We start from the raw sequence: 19292 nt of genomic DNA on the forward strand, positions 1-19292 counted from the left end.
CAGGTTCGCAGTGCGTTTGAAATTAGCCGAAGACGCGGTTCAACGCGCGCCGCAGCAAGGACGGATCACGTTCAAGGTCTTCAGAGCCCGGCACAGCGATCCCGCGCGAGGTGAGAAGATCATAACTGTCCTCATACCATTCAGACCCGGAGAAGTTATAGCCCAGAACCGCGGCGATCTGACGGGCCTCTTCATCCACGCCCAGGCTGACATAGGCTTCCACCAGACGGTGCAGCGCTTCGGGAGTGTGGCTGGTGGTCTCATATTCGCGAATCACATTCTGGAAGCGGTTGATCGCCGCCAGATGATAGCCGTTGCGCAGATACCAGCGTCCGACGCTCATTTCCTTGCCGGCCAAATGGTCGCGCGCCATGTCGATCTTCAGGCGCGCGTCCTGAGCGTAGGGCGTATCGGGATAGCGGCGCACCACTTGCTCAAGCGCCTGCAGCGCCTGCCGGGTGGTGGACTGGTCGCGGCCCACATCATAGATGCGCTCGTAATAGCTCAGCGCGATCAGGTAATACGCGTAGGGCGCGCTGGCGTTGCCGGGATGCAGGGCGATGAAACGCTGGGCGTCGGATATCGCCTCGTCATATTTGGACTGACGGTAATTGGCGTAGGCCGCCATCAGCATGGAACGGCGCGCCCATTCCGAGAACGGGTGCTGGCGTTCCACCTCATCGAAATAAGCGGCGGCTTCGTCATAGCGACTGCGCTGCATCTTCTCGAAGGCTTCGGCGTAGAGCGTCTCGACCGGCTGCTCCACATAGGCCAGCTCTTCGCGGTCACGCCCCGCACAAGCGGTGAGCGACAAGGCGACGGCGCCCATAACAGCAACACGCAGAACAGTCTTCATGGACACACGCCCTCAAGCCGGCGACCGCCTGCCCTGACCCTCAGGACGCAGCGGACTCTTAGGTATTGAGAATGGTTTAACCCATCGCGGGCGCGGGCAAAAGCGCCCTATCAGGCCCGGAGTGAATAAGAGCGAACTTTTCCGCGTCGATTACGAGTGAACCAGACGTTCGCTCTGCACGACCGTGTCGGTCATGGATGTCCAGCGCCAGGCGCTTTCATCAGCCAGCAGAGCCGCCAAAGCCTTGGCGTTCAAGCCATGTCCGGGACGATGCGCCTTGTACAAACCGATGATCGGCGCGCCCAGAAGATACAGATCACCCAATGCGTCCAACGCCTTGTGACGCACGAACTCATCGGCGAAGCGCAGACCTTCGGGATTGGCGACGCCGTCTTCATCCACGACAACGGCGTTCTCCATGGAGCCGCCGCGCGCCAGACCCGCTTTCAGCAGCGCGCTGAAATCGCGGCGGAAGCCAAATGTGCGCGCCGGGGCGACCAGATCCTGAAAATTGCTGCGGCTGACTTCAAAGGCGAAGTGCTGGCGACCGATGGCGGGATCGTCAAAGTCGATCTCCACATCAATGGCCGGACGCAGGGCCGGCAGGAAGACCGCATGGCGCGAGCCGTCCTCGACCTCGACAGGCTTGAGCACCTGCAGGGCCTTGCGCGGCGCCGGGCGGGACTTCAGCCCGGCTTGCAGGATCAGATCGACGAAGGGCGCGGATGACCCATCCATGGCCGGCACTTCGGGACCATCGAGTTCGATCATCAGATCGTCCACGCCCAGCCCCGCCAGCGCCGCCATCAAATGCTCGACCGTCGCGACGGAGGCGCCGGCGTCATTAACCAAGGTCGTGCCCAGATCGGTGGAGCGCACATAGTCGCGGCGCGCCGGAATGAAGCAATCCTCGACATCCAGATCGGTGCGTTCAAAGACGATGCCCGAGCCCAGCGATGCGGGCTTCATGGCCATGCGGACACGGGCCCCGGTGTGCAAACCGATCCCGGCGCAAACCGCCGGCGCCGCCAAAGTTGCGCGTTCAATCATGAAGCAGGCCCAATCCAGTTGTTCGTCAATCCAATAGCCCGCCACATCGCAAGATGCTTAACAGGCTATGCCCCTCGCCCTGCACACTACGGGCCGGGTTGCATCCCGCAATTAAAGGATTGTTGCACCGTGTTACGAAACCGGCTCTAAAACGGAAAACGCGCCGCCCTGAGTGAACAGAACGGCGCGTTTTCAATGTGTTGGCAGTAACGCCTAGTTGGCTTGGCGACGCAGGAAGGCCGGGATTTCCAGCTCGTTCTCGTCGAGATCCTCACCAAACAGGTCGCCGCTGGGCTGGGTCGGACGCGGCGCAGCCTCGACCGGACGCACCACGCTGGGGCGCTCAGGCTGGCTCGGCGCCTTGTGCTCGGCCGGCGCGGACTTGCGACGCCCGAACAGCGACAGGCCGCGGCGCGGCTCGCGCGATTTGGTCTCTTCCACCGGCGCGTGTTGCGTCTGCGGCTGGACCGGAGCCTGGGCCTGCTGATGCGGTTCGGCGGAGGCGGAGATTTCGCGCTCCAGACGTTCGCGGGTTTCGACCACGGCGGGCTTGGCGACCGGATGCACCGGCTCGCCGCCCGTAAAGGAATCCGGCGTGTTCACAGCGTCAGAGCCGCGCATCGCCACAGAGCCTTGCGCAGCATGGCCGGCATGGCCCGTATGAGCCGTGTGCGAGGCCGGAGTCACTTGTTGAGGGGTCTCATTGACCGCCACCGCATCAGAGGCGCGGCGCACCAGCGGTTCGGTTTGACGCTGCTGACGGGTGTCACGCCCCTTCCACATCGCGGAGACCGGCTCGGCGCCCTGGCGGCGACGCGGGTCGGTGGCTTCATTCATCTCAGCGTCGATGCCGGTGGCGACCACGGAAACACGGATGATGCCGTCAAGCTCGGGATCGAAGGTGGAGCCGACGATGATGTTGGCGTCCGGGTCGACTTCGTTGCGGATTTCGTTGGCCGCTTCGTCGACTTCATACAGCGTCATGTCCATGCCGCCGGTGATGTTGATGAGCACGCCCTTGGCGCCCTTCATCGACACATCGTCGAGCAGCGGGTTGTTGATGGCGTTGTTGGCGGCTTCCACGGCGCGTTTCTCGCCATTGGCTTCGCCCGTGCCCATCATCGCCTTGCCCATCTCGTTCATCACGGTGCGCACATCGGCGAAGTCGAGGTTGATCAGGCCGGGCATGACCATCAGGTCGGTGATGCCGCGCACGCCCGAGTGCAGCACCTGGTCGGCCATGCCGAAAGCTTCCGCGAAGGTCGTCTTTTCGGTGGCGATCCGGAACAGGTTCTGGTTCGGAATGATGATCAGCGTGTCCACATGCTCTTGCAGCCGGTCAATGCCGGACTCCGCCAGACGCATGCGGCGCGTGCCTTCAAAATGGAACGGCTTGGTGACGACGCCGACGGTCAGGATGCCTTGTTCGCGCGCCGCGCGGGCGATGACCGGCGCAGCCCCGGTGCCGGTGCCGCCGCCCATGCCGGCGGTGATGAACACCATGTGCGCGCCCTGCAGGTGCTCCTGGATCTCGGCCAGAGAGTCTTCGGCGGCCTGCTCACCCACTTCCGGGCGCGCCCCAGCGCCCAGACCCTCGGTGATCGCAGCGCCCATCTGGATGCGCCGATCGGTCCGCGCGCGTTGCAGCGCCTGTGCGTCGGTGTTGGCGACCACAAAGTCCACGCCCTCAAGCTGAGCGTCGATCATGTTGTTTACGGCGTTGCCCCCGGCGCCGCCCACACCGCATACAAGGATGCGAGGTTTCAGTTCGGTGGTTTCTGGCGCGGAAAGGTTCAAGGGCATGGCAGGTCTCCGTGGGGCGGTAGAGTTAACGAATCACCCCGTGACACTGCGCGTTCTAGCTTAATCGAGAGTTAAATCGCCCCTCGTCGAGCAAACCTTTTTTCGCGAACAATAATAGAACCTTGAGTCTGGATAAGGAGTCTAGAAACTTTCCGCGAACCAGCGCCAGACCGCTTTCATGCCGCCATCGCCATCGGCGCGTTCGCGAATGCGCACAGGGCCTTGGTCAAAACGCGGCGGCCCCGAGATGGCTTCCGACGGGCCTTGCACGCAGCGCAGCAGCAATCCCGCCGCCGCTGAAAAGCCCGGACCGCTGACCGCATCGCCGAGCCCCGCCAATGTATCAGGCCGTCCCAGACGCACCTGTTTACCTAAGACCCGGCCCGCCAGTTGCGCCGCGCCGGGCAATTGCGCAGCGCCGCCGGTCAACACCACTGAGCGCCCTGCCGCGCTGGCGGCGCCGGCCGCGTCGAGCCGGTCGCGCACCATTTCGAAGACTTCTTCCAGACGCGGACGAATAATGGCGTTCAACAGCGCCTTGGGTTGCTGGTTCATGGTCACGACGCCCGACCCCGCGACGGGCGGCGTCTCGATCATGATCTGGTCGTCATCGGGACTGTCGAGCGCGCAACCATGCAGCGCCTTGATGCGTTCTGCGGCGTTCACAGGCGTGGACAGCCCGCGCGCGATGTCGTTGGTCACATGGGCGCCGCCCACCGGCACCCCGTCCACATGCTGCAGCGCGCCTTCATTGAACACCGCGACCGTGGTGGTGTGCGCGCCCATATCAATCAGCATGGCGCCCAGATCCCGCTCATCCGGCGCCAGCGCCGCAATGCCTGACACATAAGGCGTGGCCGCGACGCCCGCGACCGTCAGCTGGCAACGCTCGACGCAGGAAATCAGGTTCTGCAACGGATCGGCGGCGGCGCTGACCAGGTGCAGATCCACCCCCAGGCTTTCGCCGAACATGCCGCGCGGATCCTTGACGCCGCGATGGCCGTCCACCCGCCAGGACAAGGGCAAAGCGTGCAGCAGCACGCGTTTCTGCTCGTGATGACGACGCAGGGCTTCCGCGAGGATGCGGCGCAGATCGCGGTCGGTGACTTCGCGGGCGGCCAGGTCCATCTCGACAGAGATGCGCGCGCTCGACGGCGCGCCGGCGGACGCGGCCAGATACACTTCGCTGACGGTGTGGCCCGCCATGCGTTCGGCGTTCTCCACCGCAGCGCGGATGCTTTCCACCGCCAGATTGACGTCCACCACCTGGCTGGCGCGCACGCCGCGCGTGGATTGGTGGCCGACCCCGATCACGCGCGGGCGCAAACCCGCCAGCGTCTCTTCGGTCTTGGCGATGAAACAGACGGTCTTGGACGCGCCGATGTCGAGCGCTGCGAACACGCCTGATTTACGCGGCGGCGTGGCGGCGCTCGACGCGCCCCCCTGTTTGAAAAACCCCATAGCCCCCACTGTCACGCCCCTCGCCCTGCACGTTCCGCCGCCCGGTCAGGCCAGGGACGCATCACCATTTCACCGGCATTTCTGAGATCAAATATCTGCGCTTCGTAATCGAGCACGCCGCGCTCCTCATGCATCGCCGCCAAGAGCGCCAAAGCGCTCGCGGGATCATCTTCAGGCAACAAGACATCGCCGCCGCTTTGAAGCCGCAGGCTCCAGCGCCGCTCGCCCACCCGAATGGCGTGAGTGACCCGGTCGCGAATTTCAGGGTGCATCGCCAGCAGTCCGATGACGCTTCCCGCCTCGAGATTGGCGTCTTCGCCAACCACGCGCGGAAGATAGGCGAACTCGAGCGGATTGGCGGCGTCGATCACCGCGCCGTCCGCATCAATCACATGATAGGTCTGGTTGATCTGCCACAGCGCATAGGGCTGGCGTTCCTCGATCAGGACGGCGATCCGGTCCGGCCACAGCCGCAGGACTTCAGCCGATTTCACCCAGGACAAAGACTGAATGGCGTCCCGCGCCGCGTTCAGGTCCACCCGGCTGAGCCCCAGCCCCGGCGCGGCGCCCACCGCCATGGCGATCTCCTCGACGCCGGTGCGGTCCGCGCCCGCCACATCGAGCCAGTCCAGCGTATAGCCCGCTTGCTCCAGCTCGGCCTCGGCCCGGCCCGCCAGCATGCCGCCCACATCATCAAGCTGACCGAAGACGAGCAAGATGACCGCAGTCCCCGCCAGCAAGGCGCCAAAGACGGTGAAAATCAGTTTGAAGGCATAGCTCGCCCGATTGCGCGCCGCACGCCATTGCGCGGCCGCCCAGTTGGACAGCTTTCGACCGCCCGCCGCTTTGGGGGCCTGATTCGACTTGCGCCGGGCTTTCGATGAGTCTCGAGCGCCGGCGCCCTTCAGCTTGGACACGCCGCATTCTCCACCATCCACGCTACGAGGTCGGGGAAACCGACGCCGCAGTGCGCCGCCTGTTCGGGCGCAAGGGATGTGGGAGTCATGCCGGGTTGGGTGTTAATTTCGAGTAACCAAACCCCGCCTGTCACCGGATCATATCGGAAATCAGACCGGGTCAGGCCTTCGCATCCTAGCGCCTGATGGGCGGTCAGCGCATCGCGCATGCACTGGTCAAAAACAGCTTGCGGCACATCGGCGGGCAGCTGGTGAACCGAGCCGCCCTCCGCATACTTCGCGTCGTAATCATAAAAAGCGGTCTTGGGGACGATCTCGGTCACCGTCAGCGCCCGATCGCCCATCACGGCCACGGTCAGCTCGCGCCCCGGAATGAAGCGCTCGATCAGCACCTCTTCGTCATAGGGCCAGTCGTCAGAGCCCAGGATTGCGGGCGGGCGGTTCGCGCCTTCGGTGACGATCACAACCCCCACCGAGCTGCCTTGCGCATTGGGTTTGGCCACATAGGGCGGCGCCATGACATGCTCGCGGGCAGCCTCGAACCGGCTGATCAGCTGGCCTTCGGGGCAAGCGATCCCCGCTTCACGCAGCACCGCCTTGGCGCGCTGCTTGTCCATGGCCAGCGCCGACGCCGCAACCCCGGAATGGGTATAGGCGAAGCCCAGATAATCGAGCACGCCCTGCACCCGGCCATCCTCGCCCCAATCGCCATGAAGCGCGTTGAAGACCACATCGGGTTTTATGCCATTGAGCTGGTCGATCCAGTCAGCATCCTGCGGGTCGATGGGAGAGACCTGATAGCCCTTGGCCTCAAGCGCCTCGATCACCTTAATGCCCGAGACCAGAGAGACGTCGCGCTCCGGGCTTCGTCCGCCCAACAGAACCGCTACATGCTTGCTCATTGCGGCTCTCCGATCCGTTTCACTTCCCAGGTCAGCTCGACGCCGAACTGATCCTTCACAGCGGCGCGCACGGTCTCGCCCAGGGTTTCAAGATCGCTGGCGGTCGCCGTGCCGTCATTGATCAGGAAATTGCAATGCTGTTCGGAAAAGCGCGCGCCGCCAATGGGCTTGCCACGCCAGCCCACAGCATCGACCAATTGCCAGGCCGACCGCCCGCCGGAGGTATCAGGATCGGGGTTCTTGAACGTCGAGCCCGAGGTCTTCTCGCGGATCGGCTGGGTCGTCTCGCGCCGCTCGGTGATGGCGGTCATGCGCTCGGTGACGGCTTCGGGGTTATCAGGCTGGCCTTCAAACACCGCCTCGATGAAGATCCAGTCGTCCGGCGCATCGGAATGGCGATAGGCGTATCCCAGTTCAGAGGCTGGCGCGACGATCCGGCGGCCGGTGCGGTCCAGCGCAATCGCCTCAACCAGCACGTCCTTGGTCTCCGTCCCATAGCACCCGGCATTCATGCGCAGCGCGCCGCCAATGGCGCCGGGCACCCCCACATAGAACTCAAGGCCTGCAATCCCGGCTTTCGCCGCCGCCTTGGCGACCATTTTATCAAGCGCCGCCGCGCCCGCGCGGATGCGATTGTTCTCTAACGCCTCGACCTTGCCGAAAGCGGGCGTCAGCTTGACCGTGACGCCGGGCAGGCCGCCATCACGCACCAGCGTGTTTGAGCCCGCGCCCAGAACCCGCACCTCGATATCGCGCGGCGTCTCCGCCAGAAAGCGCGCCAGGTCGGCGGCGTCTGCGGGCAGGAACAAAACTTGCGCCGGACCGCCCACGCGCAGCCAGGTGATGTCGGCCAGGGACGCGTTCTCGATCAGCTTGCCGCGAACCTCGGGCAGACGATGCAGGAGAGAGGGCCAGCTCAACCTTGCGCCTCCAGACGCTGGGGCAGCTCCGCCGCCCAGGCGGTGATGTCGCCAGCGCCCAGACACACGATCAGATCGCCGGGCTCAATGAAGGCCTTGAGATCCCGCGGCAGGCTTTCGCGCGTGGTGGCGCTGGCGTTGCGGTGACCATGGCGCGCCAGTCCGGCGACCAGCGCCTCCTGGCTGGCGCCTTCGATCGGGGCTTCACCCGCAGCGAAGACCGGGGTCACCAGCACGCTGTCTGCATCGTTGAAGCAGGTGCAGAAGTCTTCAAACAAGTCATGCAGGCGCGAATAGCGATGGGGCTGGACTACGGCATGCACCCGACCGTCGCCCACTTGCTGGCGCGCGGCTTTCAGCACGGCGGTGATCTCCACGGGGTGGTGACCGTAATCATCCACCACCGTGACGCCATGGGCTTGTCCGGTGAGGGTGAAGCGGCGTTTGACGCCGGTGAAACCCGCCAGCGCCGTACGCGCTTCCTCCTCGCCGCCGCCCAGCGCCTGGACCACAGCCAGCGCGCCGGCCGCGTTCAGCACATTATGCTCGCCCATCATCGGCAGGCTGATCCCCGCCCAGGTCACGGGCTCGGTCCCGCGCGGCTGGAAGGTCAGATCGAAATGCCCGCCGGTCTCGTCCATCACAAGATTGGACAGGCGCACATCGGCCTGGGGTGAAAAGCCATAGGTGATGACCCGGCGGTCCTCGATCTTCGCCGCCAGCGCCTGCACTTCAGGATGGTCGATGCACAGCACCGCAAAGCCGTAAAACGGCAGGTTCTCGACAAACTGGGCGAAGGCCGCGCGAAGCGCGTCGAACGAGCCGTAATGCTCCATATGCTCAGGGTCGATATTGGTGATGATCCCCACCGAGCCGCGCAGCTTGAGGAAGGAGCCGTCGCTTTCATCGGCCTCGACCACCATCCAGTCGCCCTCGCCGATCTTGGCGTTCGAGCCATAGGCGGAAATGATGCCGCCATTGATCACGGTCGGATCAAAGCCCGCAGAATCCATCAGGCACGCCACGAGCGAGGTGGTGGTGGTCTTGCCATGGGTGCCGGCGACGGCGACCGCGTGCTTGAGACGCATCAGCTCGGCCAGCATTTCCGCCCGGCGCACCACCGGCGTGCGTTTGGCGCGCGCGGCGACCAGTTCGGGATTGTCAGGCTTCACCGCGCTGGAGACCACCAGCGCCCCGGCCCCGTCCACGTTTTCAGCCGCGTGGCCGATATGGACGGTCGCGCCCTTGGCGCGCAGCCGCTGGACATTGGCGCTGTCCTTGATGTCAGAGCCCGTCACCTGATAGCCCAGCGTCAGCATGACTTCGGCGATGCCGCTCATGCCGATGCCGCCTATGCCGACGAAATGAACGGGACCCACGGAGGCGGCGAGATCAATAGGCGGCATCAGGTTTTCGGCTCCGCAGCTTGGACAATCAGATCAGCAAGACGTTCATGCGCGTCGGGACGGCCTTCGGTTCGAGCCAGACGAGCGCGCGCATCCAGAGCTTCGCCGTCCGCCAGCAGCGTTTCAAGCCGCGCCCGCAGATGATCGACGGTCATCTCCGCCTCGGTCATCATCTCCGCCGCGCCGACCTTCACAAGCCCCTGCGCATTCGCGGTCTGGTGATCATCCATGGCGATCGCCAGCGGCACGAACAGCGCGGGACGGCCAATGGCGGCGATCTCGGATACGGAGGACGCGCCCGAACGCGAAATCACCAGATGGGTCTCGGCGTAAAGCCGACCCATACCGCGAAAGAACGGGCTCAGTTCAGCCTGCACCCCGGCGTCCGCATAAATCTCTCGCGCGCTGTCGAGGCTTTCCTCGCGTGTTTGCTGCACCACTTTCAGCCGCAAACGCAGGTCCTCGGGCAGGGCCGCGACCGCCCGCGGCACGGTCTCAGACAGGATGCGCGCGCCGAGCGAGCCGCCCAGCACCAGAAGCCGGATCTCGCCGCCCGGCTGCGGCGGTTCATACTCAACCTCACGCGCCTGAAGCACCTGGGCGCGCACCGGGTTTCCGGTGACCGCATGCACGGCTGAGTCCGGCATTTTATCGAGACGCGTAAAGCCTGAGGCGACGCTGACCACAGATCCGGCGAACAAACGGTTCACCCGGCCCAGAACGGCGTTCTGTTCATGGATGACGCGCGGAACAGAGTTCATCCACGCCGCCGTCAGCACCGGAAAGGCGGGATAGCCGCCAAAGCCCGCCACCACATGGGGCTGATATTCAGCCAGAATGCGGCGCGCCTGAAAGACGCCTGTGGTGAGCTTCATCACCGATTGCGCCATCTTGATCGGGTTCTTGGAGAACGGGCTGGACGCCTCGATCTCGGTCACGCCGTCACCGGGAAAATCGCGGGCATGCTTGGCGCCGCGCGCATCGGTCACCAGTTTGACCGACCAGCCGCGCGCCATCAGGGCGTCGGCGGCGGCGCGGGCAGGGAACATATGGCCGCCCGTTCCCCCGGCGGCGATGAGCACTCGTTTCGGGGTCACGTGGATATCGCTCCTTGGCGGGGCCGGTGCGCATAGGCGCCCGGACGACGACGGGTCAGCGCCAGCAGCAAGCCGGCGGAGAAACACAATGCCAGCATGGACGAGCCTCCATAGGAGATGAAGGGCAAGGTCATGCCGGTGGGCGGCGCGATATCGAGATTCACCCCGATATTCACAAGCGCCTGCAGCGCGAACAGCAGCGCCAGCCCGGAGGTGGCGAGCTGGGCGAACGGATCCGTCAGCCGCAGCGACAGCATCCAGGCCCGCGCGAACAGCAAGGCGTAAAGCCCGATGATCGCCAGCGAAGCGATCAGGCCATACTCTTCCGCCGCGACGGAGAAGACGAAATCTGTGTGCGCTTCAGGCAGCAGATGTTTGACCTGGCCTTCGCCCGGCCCCGCACCCCAGATGCCGCCGCGCGACATGGCGTCGAGCGCGGTTTCAGTCTGGGTCTGGGCGCCGCCCGGGCCGATGAAGTCCAGAATGCGATCACGCACATGAGGCAGCGCCACATACGCGCCGCCGCCGCCGATGACCGCCAGGACGCCCAGAATTGTGGTGTGCAGCCAGGACAGGCCGCCCGCCCAAAGCAGTGCGCCGAACACCAGCGAGATCAGCACGGTCTGACCAAAATCGGGCTGCAGCATCAGCAAGAGAACAGACAGCCCGTAAAACCCGAACGCCACCAGACGCCCAGGGATCGGCGCGCCGCGATCCTCCTCGGCGAACAACCAGGCGGCGATCACCACGAAGGCGGGTTTAAGAAACTCCGACGGCTGCAGCGAGTACGAGCCGATCCGAATCCAGCGCGTCGCGCCCTTCACATCCGCGCCGACGATCAGCACCAGGACCAGAGCGATCAGGGCCCCGACCAGCGCCAGTCCGGCGAAGCGCCGAACGCCCGTCACCGACAGCGCGGACGCGAACGCCAGTATGGCGAGCCCGACGCCCGCGAAAAACAGCTGACGGTAGAGATAATAGAACGGATCATCGATCCAGGCGGCGCGCTCGGCCGCTGCGGGGCTGGCGGCGAAGGCCAGAACAATCCCGATCGCCATCAAGAAGATCACGATGACCAGGATCGGGCGGTCCAGTCCGCTCCACAATCCGGCCTTGCGACGGGTGCTCATGCGCGTTTCCCAACAGTCATCAGCGCCCGCGAATGCGGCGGCCTAGCGAAGTTTCAAAGTGGACAGGCCAATCAGGGCGAGCACGAAGGCGATGATCCAGAACCGGATCACGATGGTGGGCTCCGCCCAGCCCAGTTTCTCGTAATGGTGGTGGATCGGCGCCATGCGGAAGACGCGCTTGCCGGTCAGCTTGAAGCTGGCCACCTGGACCATCACCGACACCGCTTCCAGCACGAACAGGCCGCCAATGATCACCAGCACGATCTCGTGCTTGACCGCCACCGCAATCGTGCCGATGGCGCCGCCCAACGACAATGAGCCGGTGTCGCCCATGAACACCATGGCGGGCGGGGCGTTGTACCACAAAAAGCCCAGGCCGGCGCCGATCATCGCGCCGCAGATCACCGACAACTCACCGGTACCGGGCGTGAAGTTCAGGAACAGGTATTCTGAATACACAGACGAGCCGACGAAATAGGCGATGAAGCCAAAGCTCGCCGCCGCGATCATCACCGGCACGATGGCCAGCCCGTCCAGCCCGTCCGTCAGGTTCACCGCGTTGGACGCGCCCACGATCACCACCATGCCGAACAGGTAGAAGGCATAGCTGAGCGGAACCATCAGATCCTTGAAGAACGGCACGGCTACAGAGGTTGCGAAATTGTCCGGCGTATCCGGCGCGGTGTCGAGCAAATAGACCATGGCCACCACCGCGATCGCGGCGATGATGAATTGCAGGATCAGCTTGCCCTTGCCCGACAGGCCTTCAGTGGATTTCTGAGTGACCTTGCGCCAGTCGTCGATAAAGCCGATGCCGCCAAAGCCTGCGGTCACAAAGATCACCACCCACAGATAGGGGTTGGAAATATCCGCCCAGATCAGCGTCCCCGCCAGAATGCCGGCCAGAATGATGAAGCCGCCCATGGTGGGGGTGCCCGCCTTGGCGACGATATGGCTTTCCGGCCCGTCGGTGCGAATCGGTTGGCTGCCCTTGGTGCGCAGCCAGCCGATAAAGGGATTGCCGATGGCGAGCGCCAGAACAAAGGCGGTCATCATCGCTGCGCCGGTTCGGAATGTCAGGTAGTTGATCAGGTTAAGGGCCTGAAACTGTTCTGTAAAAGGAGACAGTAAAAGATAAAGCATAGTCAAAAAGGCCCTTTAGGCGGAGGCGGTGGCGGACGCGGCTTTGTCGCGTAGCGATGACACTAGTTTATGAACGCCAGATGCGTTTGATCCCTTAACAAGGACCACATCCCCATCCCGCGCCAGTTCGGTCAGGCTTTCAACCACAGTGTCGGCGCTCTCGCACCAGTGCGCACGCAGCGCGGCGGGCAAAGCATCCATCAGCGCGCGTGCGCCCTCGCCCACTCCGATGACCTGATCCACCCCCGCTTCGACCAGCGGTTCGGCCAGGCTGGCGTGCAGCGCCTGGCTGTCAGGGCCCAGCTCCAGCATCTCGCCAATCACCGCCAGCTTGCGGCCCTGGCCGTGCGGTTTACGCAGCTTGAGCGCGCTGAAGGCCGCGCGCATGGAGGCGGGGTTGGCGTTATAGCTTTCATCCACCACTTCGATGACGCGGCCTTTTGGTAGCTGGGCAAAGAAGGCGACGCCGCGGCCTGCCGTGGGTTTGAGCTCGGACAGCGCATCCAGCGCCAGGTCCGGGTCGACGCCGGCGCCCAAGGCCGCCGCCACCACGCCCGCTGCGTTCACCGCCTGGTGCGCGCCGGGCAGGCGCAGGCGGAAATCCATCGGTTTGCCCATCACATCCATGCGGCCCACGCCTCCATCCGGTCCTTCGTCATAGGACAGGATGCGCACCGCGGCGCCCGGAGTAAGACCGAAATCAAGCATGAATCCGGCGCCCGAGCCCTGAACGGCCTGCATCAGACGCGGGGCGAATTCGTCATCGGCCGGGATCACCGCTACGCCGTCCGCCTCAAGCCCTTCAAAGATTTCGGACTTGGCGTCGGCGATCGCGTCCATGGAGCCCAGATTCTCCAAATGGGCGGGCGCGATCTTGGTGATCATCGCCACATGTGGACGCACCATCTGGGTCAGGGTCGAAATCTCACCCTTATGGTTCATCCCCATTTCAAACACGGCGTGCCGGGTCGCTTCGGGCATGCGCGACAGGGTCAGCGGCACGCCCCAATGATTGTTGTAGCTCTTCTCTGACCAATGCGCCGCGCCAGCCTTGCGGAACACCGCGGCCAGCGCCTCCTTGACGCTGGTTTTGCCCACCGAGCCGGTCACGCCCACGCGCACAGCGTCCGAGCGGCGCCGCGCGCCCTCGCCCAGCCTGATCAAGCCGTCCAGCACGTCATTGACCACAAGCCGCGGGCCCGAGCAGACCTCCGGGCGCGACACCAGCACCGCCGCGGCGCCCTTATCAAGCGCAGCCTGCGCGAAGTCATGGCCGTCACGCCGGTCCGTCAGCGCCACGAACAGATCACCGGGCTGCAGCGTGCGGGTGTCGATGGAAACGCCCGTGGCGCTCCATCCGCCATCGGTCAGGCGCCCGCCAGACGCCTCGGCGGCCTGCTTGGCGGTCCAGAGCGGCTCGGTCATGTCGTCCCTCCCCGCTCTTGCAGAAGTGTGGCGACGATCTGGGCTTCATCAAAGGGAATGACGCGATCAGCCAGAATCTGGCCCGTCTCATGCCCTTTGCCGGCGATCAGAAGAACATCGCCTTTTTGCAACTGCTCGATCCCGGCGCGGATCGCCGCTTCGCGATCAGGGATTTCCTGCGCATCGGGACACGCGGCCATGATCGCCTTGCGAATGCCGGCGGGATCTTCGGTGCGCGGATTGTCGTCGGTGACGATGGCGATGTCGGCCAGCCGCGCCGCGATCTCACCCATGGGCGCGCGTTTGGTGGCGTCCCGGTCCCCGCCTGCGCCAAACACCAGAACGATCCGTCCTTGCGTGTGCGGCCGCGCCGCGCGCAGCAATTTATCCAGGCCGTCAGGCGTGTGCGCGTAATCGAGCAGCACCGGAGCGCCGTCCATGGTGGTCCCCACCGTTTGCAAACGCCCGGCGACGCCCTGCAAGGCGCCCATGGCGTCAAACGCCTGATCGGGCTGAACGCCGCTGGCGATGGCCAGCGCGGCAGCGCCCAGCGCATTGGCGGCCTGGAACTCGCCGATCAAGGGCAGATCAACCTCGCGTTCCTCGCCTTTCCAGCTGAAGCGCACATGCTGGCTGGCGGGATGGGGCGTGATTTCATGCACAGTCAGGTCCCGGCCGCGCCAGCCGATCTCGACCGGGCTCAACCCTGCGGACTGGGCCGCCTGCGCCACGCGCGCAGACCAGTCTGAATCCATGTTGATCACCGCCGGCGCGCCCATGGGCGCAAGCGTTGAGAACAGCCGCATCTTGGAGGCGAAATAGTCCTCAAAGTCGGGGTGATAATCGAGATGGTCCTGGGTGAGGTTGGTGAACCCCACCAGCGCCAGGCGCGCACCGTCCATGCGGCGCTGCTTGAGCCCGTGCGAGGACGCCTCCATCGCCAGATGGGTGACGCCTTCCTCGGTCAGCTTGTCCAGGCTTTGATGAAGCGCGATGGCGTCAGGCGTCGTATAGCCCACATCCGTCCGGCCCGAGGCGCGGGTGACGCCCAGTGTGCCGAGCGCCGCCGCTTCAAGACCTGCCGCCGCCCAGATCTGGCGCAGGAACTCAACGGTCGAGCTTTTGCCATTGGTGCCGGTGACCGCCGCAATGGTCGCGGGCTGACGCGGATAGAACCGCGCCGCAATGGCTGACAAGGCGCCCGCCGGGTCTTCCGCCTCGATGACCGGGACGGAGGCCTGCGTCCCCTTCGGCGCGAGCACGCAGACTGCGCCCTTCTCGATCGCCTTGGAGATGAATTGCGCGCCGTTGACTTTCACGCCGGGCAGCGCCGCGAACAGGTCACCAGGCTTCACCTTACGGCTGTCGAGCGCCAATCCTGTGATTTCAAGGCCGTCCGCCCCCGCCGGGGCGCTCAGGCTCTCAGGCAGCAAATCAGCAAGCGTACGGATCATTGCGGGTCCTCGAATGCGGCGTTTTCCAGCTCAACCGGCTCCTCGGACGGGGCCACGATGCGCGGACGGGGCGCGAACAGTTCAGCGACCACCGAGACTTGCGCCTCAGGATCGGCGTCGTGACGGTCTATGTCCAGAACCCCGGCCAGCGCGCGCATGATCTCGCCCGCCGCCGGCATGGACGTCCAGCCCGCGGTCGAGAAGCCGTGGGTTTCCGCCGTCGGCTGGGGGCGGTCCATCGAGACCGTCAGCACATATTGCGGATCATCAAACGGAAATACGGCCACAAACGTGTTGAAGGTGCTGCCTTCCACATACTGACCGCCGACGACCCGTTCCGCCGTGCCGGTCTTGCCCGCCACGGCCAATCCTTCCACATCCGCCGTTCCGGTCTGGGAGCGCGCCACAAACTCGCGCATCACGCCCAGCACCTGGGCGGCGACGCTGGAGCTCATCACCGGCACGCCCGCCACCGTCTCGCCAGGCGCGACCGGACGCAGGGTGGGCGGGGTGTAGACACCGCCATTGGCCAGCGCGGCATAGGCCGCCGCAAGCGCCAGCGGGCTGACCTGAAAGCCATGCCCGTAAGACGCCGTCATGGTCTGGATGCGGCCCCAGCGGCGCGGCAGGCTCGGCCCCGCCGCTTCCAGCAACTCCACCGGCGGCGCCTCAAACAGGCGCAGATCGGAATAAAACCCGGTCAGATCATCGGCGCCGATCACATCGGCCATGCGCGAAGCGGCGATGTTTGAGGAATACAGCACCATTTCCCGCGCGGTCAGCGGACGGTTCTCGCCCCGATAGTCATGGATGGTGTGGCCGCCGATGCGCACCGGGGTCGAGGCGTCATAGACATCGTCCATATGCACGCTGCCGGCTTCAAGACCGGCGGCGAGCGAGAGCGGCTTGAACACAGACCCCAGCTCATAGACGCCCTGCACCGCCTGATTGAACAGCGGGTCGATATCAGAGCCGGGCGCTGTCGCTTCGGCGAACCGGTTGGGGTCGTAATCCGGCAGGGAGGCCATGGCGATGATCTCGCCGGTGCCGACGCGCATCAGCACCGCCGACGCGCCCGCCGCCTGGTGGGCCGCCATGCGCTCGCGCAAAATGCTTTCGACCCGGTATTGCGCGGTCAGGTCAATGGACAGGCTGACCGGACGGCCGCCTTCGGCCAGCTCGGCTTCAAACGCACGCTCGGCGCCCGCCACGCCTTCCATCTGGCCATCCACATAACCGACCAGATGCGCGGCCACGCGTTGCTTGGGATAGATGCGCCCCGGCTCCACGGTGAAATTCACGCCCGGCAGCCCCAGAAGGTGGATCGCCTGGCGCACACGCGGGCTCAGCCCGTCGGCGATGGGGACATAGCGCGAGTTCGAGGACAGCCTGCGGGTCAGCCGCTCCACATCCAGATCGGGCAGCACCGTAGCCAATTGCTGGGCGACTTCTTCGGCGTCCCAGACATAAAGCGGATCGGCGTAAACCGAATGAAAGTCGAGTGTGGCGGCGAGGATTTCCCCATCGCGATCCAGGATCGAGGCGCGGCGCGCCGGCGCCATCTCGGCCGCGGCGGCTTCAAACCGGGTATCGGCCTCGCCGTTGAAGACCGCGATCTCCACCGCCCGGCCCGCCGATATGACGAATCCGACGCTCAGCACCAGTCCGATGACGCTCAGACGGGAGCGGCGGCGCCCCGCCAGATTGCTGCGGTTTTCAATGCGCACGCGGCGCATGGCCTGCGCCGGGGCTGACTCCACCGGCGCGGGCGGGGTGGCGCGATGGTCATCCTTGACCCGCACCCGCCGCGAAAGCCGCCGGAGGAACTTCATCAGTTCTGTCCGGGATTGGCGTAAGACACGCGCGCCGTGGCCAGCGCTTGCTGCGGAGCGCGCAAGCCTTCAGGCGCGTCCTGAGCGCTCAGGCGCGGCAGCTCGGAAAAGGCCAGCTCCTGCTCGGGGCGCACCGGCTCGAAGCCCAGATAGGCCCGCGCCAGGCGGCGCAGGTTCTCAGGCTCTTCCTGGTGAGAGATTTCCGCATCCAGCGCACTGATCCGGCCTCGCTCGCGCGCCAGTTCAGCCTGCAATTGCGCCAGTTTTTCTGAGTCGCTGGCGGTCCCTGACTTGGCCACATAAAGCGCGGCGAGCAGGATGGCGGCGACAAGAACGCCGACGATTTCAACGATGCGGATCATTGAACACACTCCTCAAGACGGCGATAGGGCGGCACGCCCGCAAAGCCTTCTTCATCACGGGGCCAGGCCGGGTTTTCAGTCCGGATTCCAGCGCGCAGCTTGGCGGAACGCGCGCGCGGGTTTTCAAACGCTTCCATGTCGGAGGCGGCCTGCGCTTTCTTGCTGATCACCGAAAAGCTCGGTTCGCGCTCGGGCTGGATTTCCGGCTGGTGTCGCGAGCCGCCGCCCATCAGGCCGCCGCGCTCGCGCAGAAAGGTTTTCACGATGCGGTCTTCCAGAGAATGGAAGGTCACCACCACCAGGCGCCCGGCGGGTTTGAGCACGCGTTCAGCCGCTTGCAGTCCGCGCACCAGCTCGCCCAGCTCGTCATTGACGTAAATGCGCAAACCCTGAAACGAGCGCGTGGCGGGGTGAATGCGGCCCGGCTTGCCGCCGACCGCCTTGCCGATGATGTCCGCCAGCGCCAATGTGCGGGTGATCGGCTCGATCTCACGGGCGCGAATGATCGCTTGGGCGGCGCGGCGCGCATGACGCTCCTCGCCATAAATCTTGAAGATCGCCGCCAGCTCGTTCGCTTCGAGATGGTTCACCGCATCCGCCGCCGTCGGGCCGGACTGGGACATGCGCATGTCCAGCGGGCCGTCTTTCTGGAAGGAGAACCCGCGCTCGGCCTGGTCGATCTGCATGGAGCTGACCCCCAGATCAAGCACCACGCCGTCCACGCCGGAACTGCCCGCCGCCTCGATAATGTCTTCCATCATCGAGAACGGGCCGAAGCCGAAAGCGAAGCGCCCCTCATAGGCGGGCTTCATCATCTCGGCGGTTTCGCGCGCGCTCGGGTCGCGATCAATCCCCAGAACCCGGCACTCCGCCGCGCCAAGGATGCCGCGCGTATAACCGCCTGCGCCAAAGGTGCCGTCCACATACAGACCGCCATCACGCGGCTGCAGCGCCGTCAGCACTTCATCGAGCATCACCGGGACGTGGGAGGCGTCGTTCATGACTCATCTCCCCGGCGGCGGGACGGGCGACGCAGCGCAGACTTGTTGTCGCGCGCAAAGGCCAGATCGTCTTCCGCCTGATCGGCGTGCGCGGACGGGTCCCAGATCTCAAAGCGCTTGCCCATGCCGATGAACACCGCCTGCTTGGCGAGGCCGGCATGGTCGATCAGCTCTTTGGGCAGGGAGACGCGGCCCGTGGAGTCAAACGACAGCGCCTTGGCGCCGCCAAAGATTACGCGCTCAAACGCGGTGCGGGCGGGATCATAGGGATCCATGTCTTCGATGGCGTCGGAATAATCTTCCAGCAGGCGCTGTCCGCCGCCTTCCAGAAACGGGCCGTTGAACGAGCGCCAGACATAGATGCCGGGAAAGCCCTGGCCGGACACGGTCGCGCGGAAGTCGGCGGGTACAGACACCCGCCCTTTCGCATCAATTCCGTTGGTCGTCGTGGAGACGAACATGACCGGCTTAGCCCCATACCTCACCCGCACCCCATCATGGCGGGTTAACTATGGGATAACATGGGAAAGCAT

At 65.0% G+C, this 19292-nt stretch carries 17 protein-coding genes; all 17 read right to left on the reverse strand.

Features of this window, described 5'->3' with window-relative positions; translation table 11 throughout:
* Positions 1-22: 22 nt before the first annotated feature.
* Positions 23-856, reverse strand: coding sequence for an outer membrane protein assembly factor BamD (locus ACTIGF_RS02065; RefSeq protein ID WP_439635283.1), 834 nt, complete (start codon positions 854-856; stop codon positions 23-25).
* A gap of 150 nt (positions 857-1006) precedes the next feature.
* Positions 1007-1906, reverse strand: coding sequence for a UDP-3-O-acyl-N-acetylglucosamine deacetylase (gene lpxC, locus ACTIGF_RS02070; RefSeq protein ID WP_439635284.1), 900 nt, complete (start codon positions 1904-1906; stop codon positions 1007-1009).
* 213 nt (positions 1907-2119) lie between these two features.
* Positions 2120-3709: a cell division protein FtsZ gene (gene ftsZ / locus ACTIGF_RS02075; protein WP_439635285.1), complete on the reverse strand. Its 1590-nt coding sequence runs from the start codon at positions 3707-3709 to the stop codon at positions 2120-2122.
* Positions 3710-3850: 141 nt separating this feature from the next.
* Positions 3851-5185, reverse strand: coding sequence for a cell division protein FtsA (ftsA, locus tag ACTIGF_RS02080; protein ID WP_439635286.1), 1335 nt, complete (start codon positions 5183-5185; stop codon positions 3851-3853).
* A complete protein-coding gene (locus ACTIGF_RS02085) occupies positions 5182-6087 on the reverse strand; it encodes a cell division protein FtsQ/DivIB (RefSeq protein WP_439635287.1) in 906 nt (301 codons plus the stop codon). The genes ftsA and ACTIGF_RS02085 overlap by 4 nt, the downstream gene beginning before the upstream one ends.
* Complete coding sequence (locus tag ACTIGF_RS02090) at positions 6075-6989, reverse strand: D-alanine--D-alanine ligase (protein ID WP_439635288.1); 915 nt, start codon at positions 6987-6989, stop codon at positions 6075-6077. The genes ACTIGF_RS02085 and ACTIGF_RS02090 overlap by 13 nt, the downstream gene beginning before the upstream one ends.
* Positions 6986-7909, reverse strand: coding sequence for a UDP-N-acetylmuramate dehydrogenase (gene murB, locus ACTIGF_RS02095; RefSeq protein WP_439635289.1), 924 nt, complete (start codon positions 7907-7909; stop codon positions 6986-6988). The genes ACTIGF_RS02090 and murB overlap by 4 nt, the downstream gene beginning before the upstream one ends.
* Positions 7906-9315: a UDP-N-acetylmuramate--L-alanine ligase gene (gene murC / locus ACTIGF_RS02100; RefSeq protein ID WP_439635290.1), complete on the reverse strand. Its 1410-nt coding sequence runs from the start codon at positions 9313-9315 to the stop codon at positions 7906-7908. The genes murB and murC overlap by 4 nt, the downstream gene beginning before the upstream one ends.
* Positions 9315-10412: an undecaprenyldiphospho-muramoylpentapeptide beta-N-acetylglucosaminyltransferase gene (gene murG / locus ACTIGF_RS02105; protein ID WP_439635291.1), complete on the reverse strand. Its 1098-nt coding sequence runs from the start codon at positions 10410-10412 to the stop codon at positions 9315-9317. Before murG ends, murC begins: the two co-directional genes overlap by 1 nt.
* Positions 10409-11542, reverse strand: coding sequence for an FtsW/RodA/SpoVE family cell cycle protein (locus tag ACTIGF_RS02110; protein ID WP_439635292.1), 1134 nt, complete (start codon positions 11540-11542; stop codon positions 10409-10411). Before ACTIGF_RS02110 ends, murG begins: the two co-directional genes overlap by 4 nt.
* A 42-nt stretch (positions 11543-11584) precedes the next feature.
* Positions 11585-12685, reverse strand: coding sequence for a phospho-N-acetylmuramoyl-pentapeptide-transferase (mraY, locus tag ACTIGF_RS02115; RefSeq protein ID WP_439635293.1), 1101 nt, complete (start codon positions 12683-12685; stop codon positions 11585-11587).
* Between the two features lie 15 nt (positions 12686-12700).
* Complete coding sequence (locus tag ACTIGF_RS02120) at positions 12701-14110, reverse strand: UDP-N-acetylmuramoyl-tripeptide--D-alanyl-D-alanine ligase (protein ID WP_439635294.1); 1410 nt, start codon at positions 14108-14110, stop codon at positions 12701-12703.
* Positions 14107-15564 (reverse strand): UDP-N-acetylmuramoyl-L-alanyl-D-glutamate--2,6-diaminopimelate ligase, encoded by a 1458-nt coding sequence (locus ACTIGF_RS02125; protein ID WP_439635295.1) that lies wholly within the window; start codon positions 15562-15564, stop codon positions 14107-14109. Before ACTIGF_RS02125 ends, ACTIGF_RS02120 begins: the two co-directional genes overlap by 4 nt.
* A complete protein-coding gene (locus ACTIGF_RS02130) occupies positions 15561-17396 on the reverse strand; it encodes a peptidoglycan D,D-transpeptidase FtsI family protein (protein ID WP_439635296.1) in 1836 nt (611 codons plus the stop codon). The genes ACTIGF_RS02125 and ACTIGF_RS02130 overlap by 4 nt, the downstream gene beginning before the upstream one ends.
* Positions 17396-17758: a cell division protein FtsL gene (gene ftsL / locus ACTIGF_RS02135; protein WP_439635297.1), complete on the reverse strand. Its 363-nt coding sequence runs from the start codon at positions 17756-17758 to the stop codon at positions 17396-17398. The genes ACTIGF_RS02130 and ftsL overlap by 1 nt, the downstream gene beginning before the upstream one ends.
* Entirely contained in the window at positions 17755-18759 is a 1005-nt protein-coding gene (gene rsmH, locus ACTIGF_RS02140; RefSeq protein ID WP_439635298.1) for a 16S rRNA (cytosine(1402)-N(4))-methyltransferase RsmH, read from the reverse strand. Before rsmH ends, ftsL begins: the two co-directional genes overlap by 4 nt.
* Positions 18756-19220 carry a division/cell wall cluster transcriptional repressor MraZ gene (locus ACTIGF_RS02145; RefSeq protein ID WP_439635299.1) on the reverse strand — a complete coding sequence of 155 codons (465 nt, stop codon included), beginning with the start codon at positions 19218-19220 and terminating at the stop codon, positions 18756-18758. The genes rsmH and ACTIGF_RS02145 overlap by 4 nt, the downstream gene beginning before the upstream one ends.
* Positions 19221-19292: the final 72 nt, after the last annotated feature.

The sequence above is a fragment of the Oceanicaulis sp. genome (assembly GCF_051859625.1).
Taxonomy (GTDB): domain Bacteria; phylum Pseudomonadota; class Alphaproteobacteria; order Caulobacterales; family Maricaulaceae; genus Oceanicaulis.

Excerpts from the sequence above, each read along its gene's own strand:
- lpxC (WP_439635284.1), bottom strand. The coding sequence starts at position 1,906 with ATGATTGAACGCGCAACTTTGGCGGCGCCGGCGGTTTGCGCCGGGATC.
- ACTIGF_RS02130 (WP_439635296.1), bottom strand. The coding sequence starts at position 17,396 with ATGAAGTTCCTCCGGCGGCTTTCGCGGCGGGTGCGGGTCAAGGATGAC.
- ACTIGF_RS02145 (WP_439635299.1), bottom strand. The coding sequence starts at position 19,220 with ATGTTCGTCTCCACGACGACCAACGGAATTGATGCGAAAGGGCGGGTG.
- ACTIGF_RS02110 (WP_439635292.1), bottom strand. The coding sequence starts at position 11,542 with ATGAGCACCCGTCGCAAGGCCGGATTGTGGAGCGGACTGGACCGCCCG.
- ACTIGF_RS02065 (WP_439635283.1), bottom strand. The coding sequence starts at position 856 with ATGAAGACTGTTCTGCGTGTTGCTGTTATGGGCGCCGTCGCCTTGTCG.
- ftsL (WP_439635297.1), bottom strand. The coding sequence starts at position 17,758 with ATGATCCGCATCGTTGAAATCGTCGGCGTTCTTGTCGCCGCCATCCTG.
- ACTIGF_RS02090 (WP_439635288.1), bottom strand. The coding sequence starts at position 6,989 with ATGAGCAAGCATGTAGCGGTTCTGTTGGGCGGACGAAGCCCGGAGCGC.
- murC (WP_439635290.1), bottom strand. The coding sequence starts at position 9,315 with ATGCCGCCTATTGATCTCGCCGCCTCCGTGGGTCCCGTTCATTTCGTC.
- ACTIGF_RS02120 (WP_439635294.1), bottom strand. The coding sequence starts at position 14,110 with ATGACCGAGCCGCTCTGGACCGCCAAGCAGGCCGCCGAGGCGTCTGGC.
- ftsZ (WP_439635285.1), bottom strand. The coding sequence starts at position 3,709 with ATGCCCTTGAACCTTTCCGCGCCAGAAACCACCGAACTGAAACCTCGC.
- rsmH (WP_439635298.1), bottom strand. The coding sequence starts at position 18,759 with ATGAACGACGCCTCCCACGTCCCGGTGATGCTCGATGAAGTGCTGACG.
- mraY (WP_439635293.1), bottom strand. The coding sequence starts at position 12,685 with ATGCTTTATCTTTTACTGTCTCCTTTTACAGAACAGTTTCAGGCCCTT.
- ACTIGF_RS02125 (WP_439635295.1), bottom strand. The coding sequence starts at position 15,564 with ATGATCCGTACGCTTGCTGATTTGCTGCCTGAGAGCCTGAGCGCCCCG.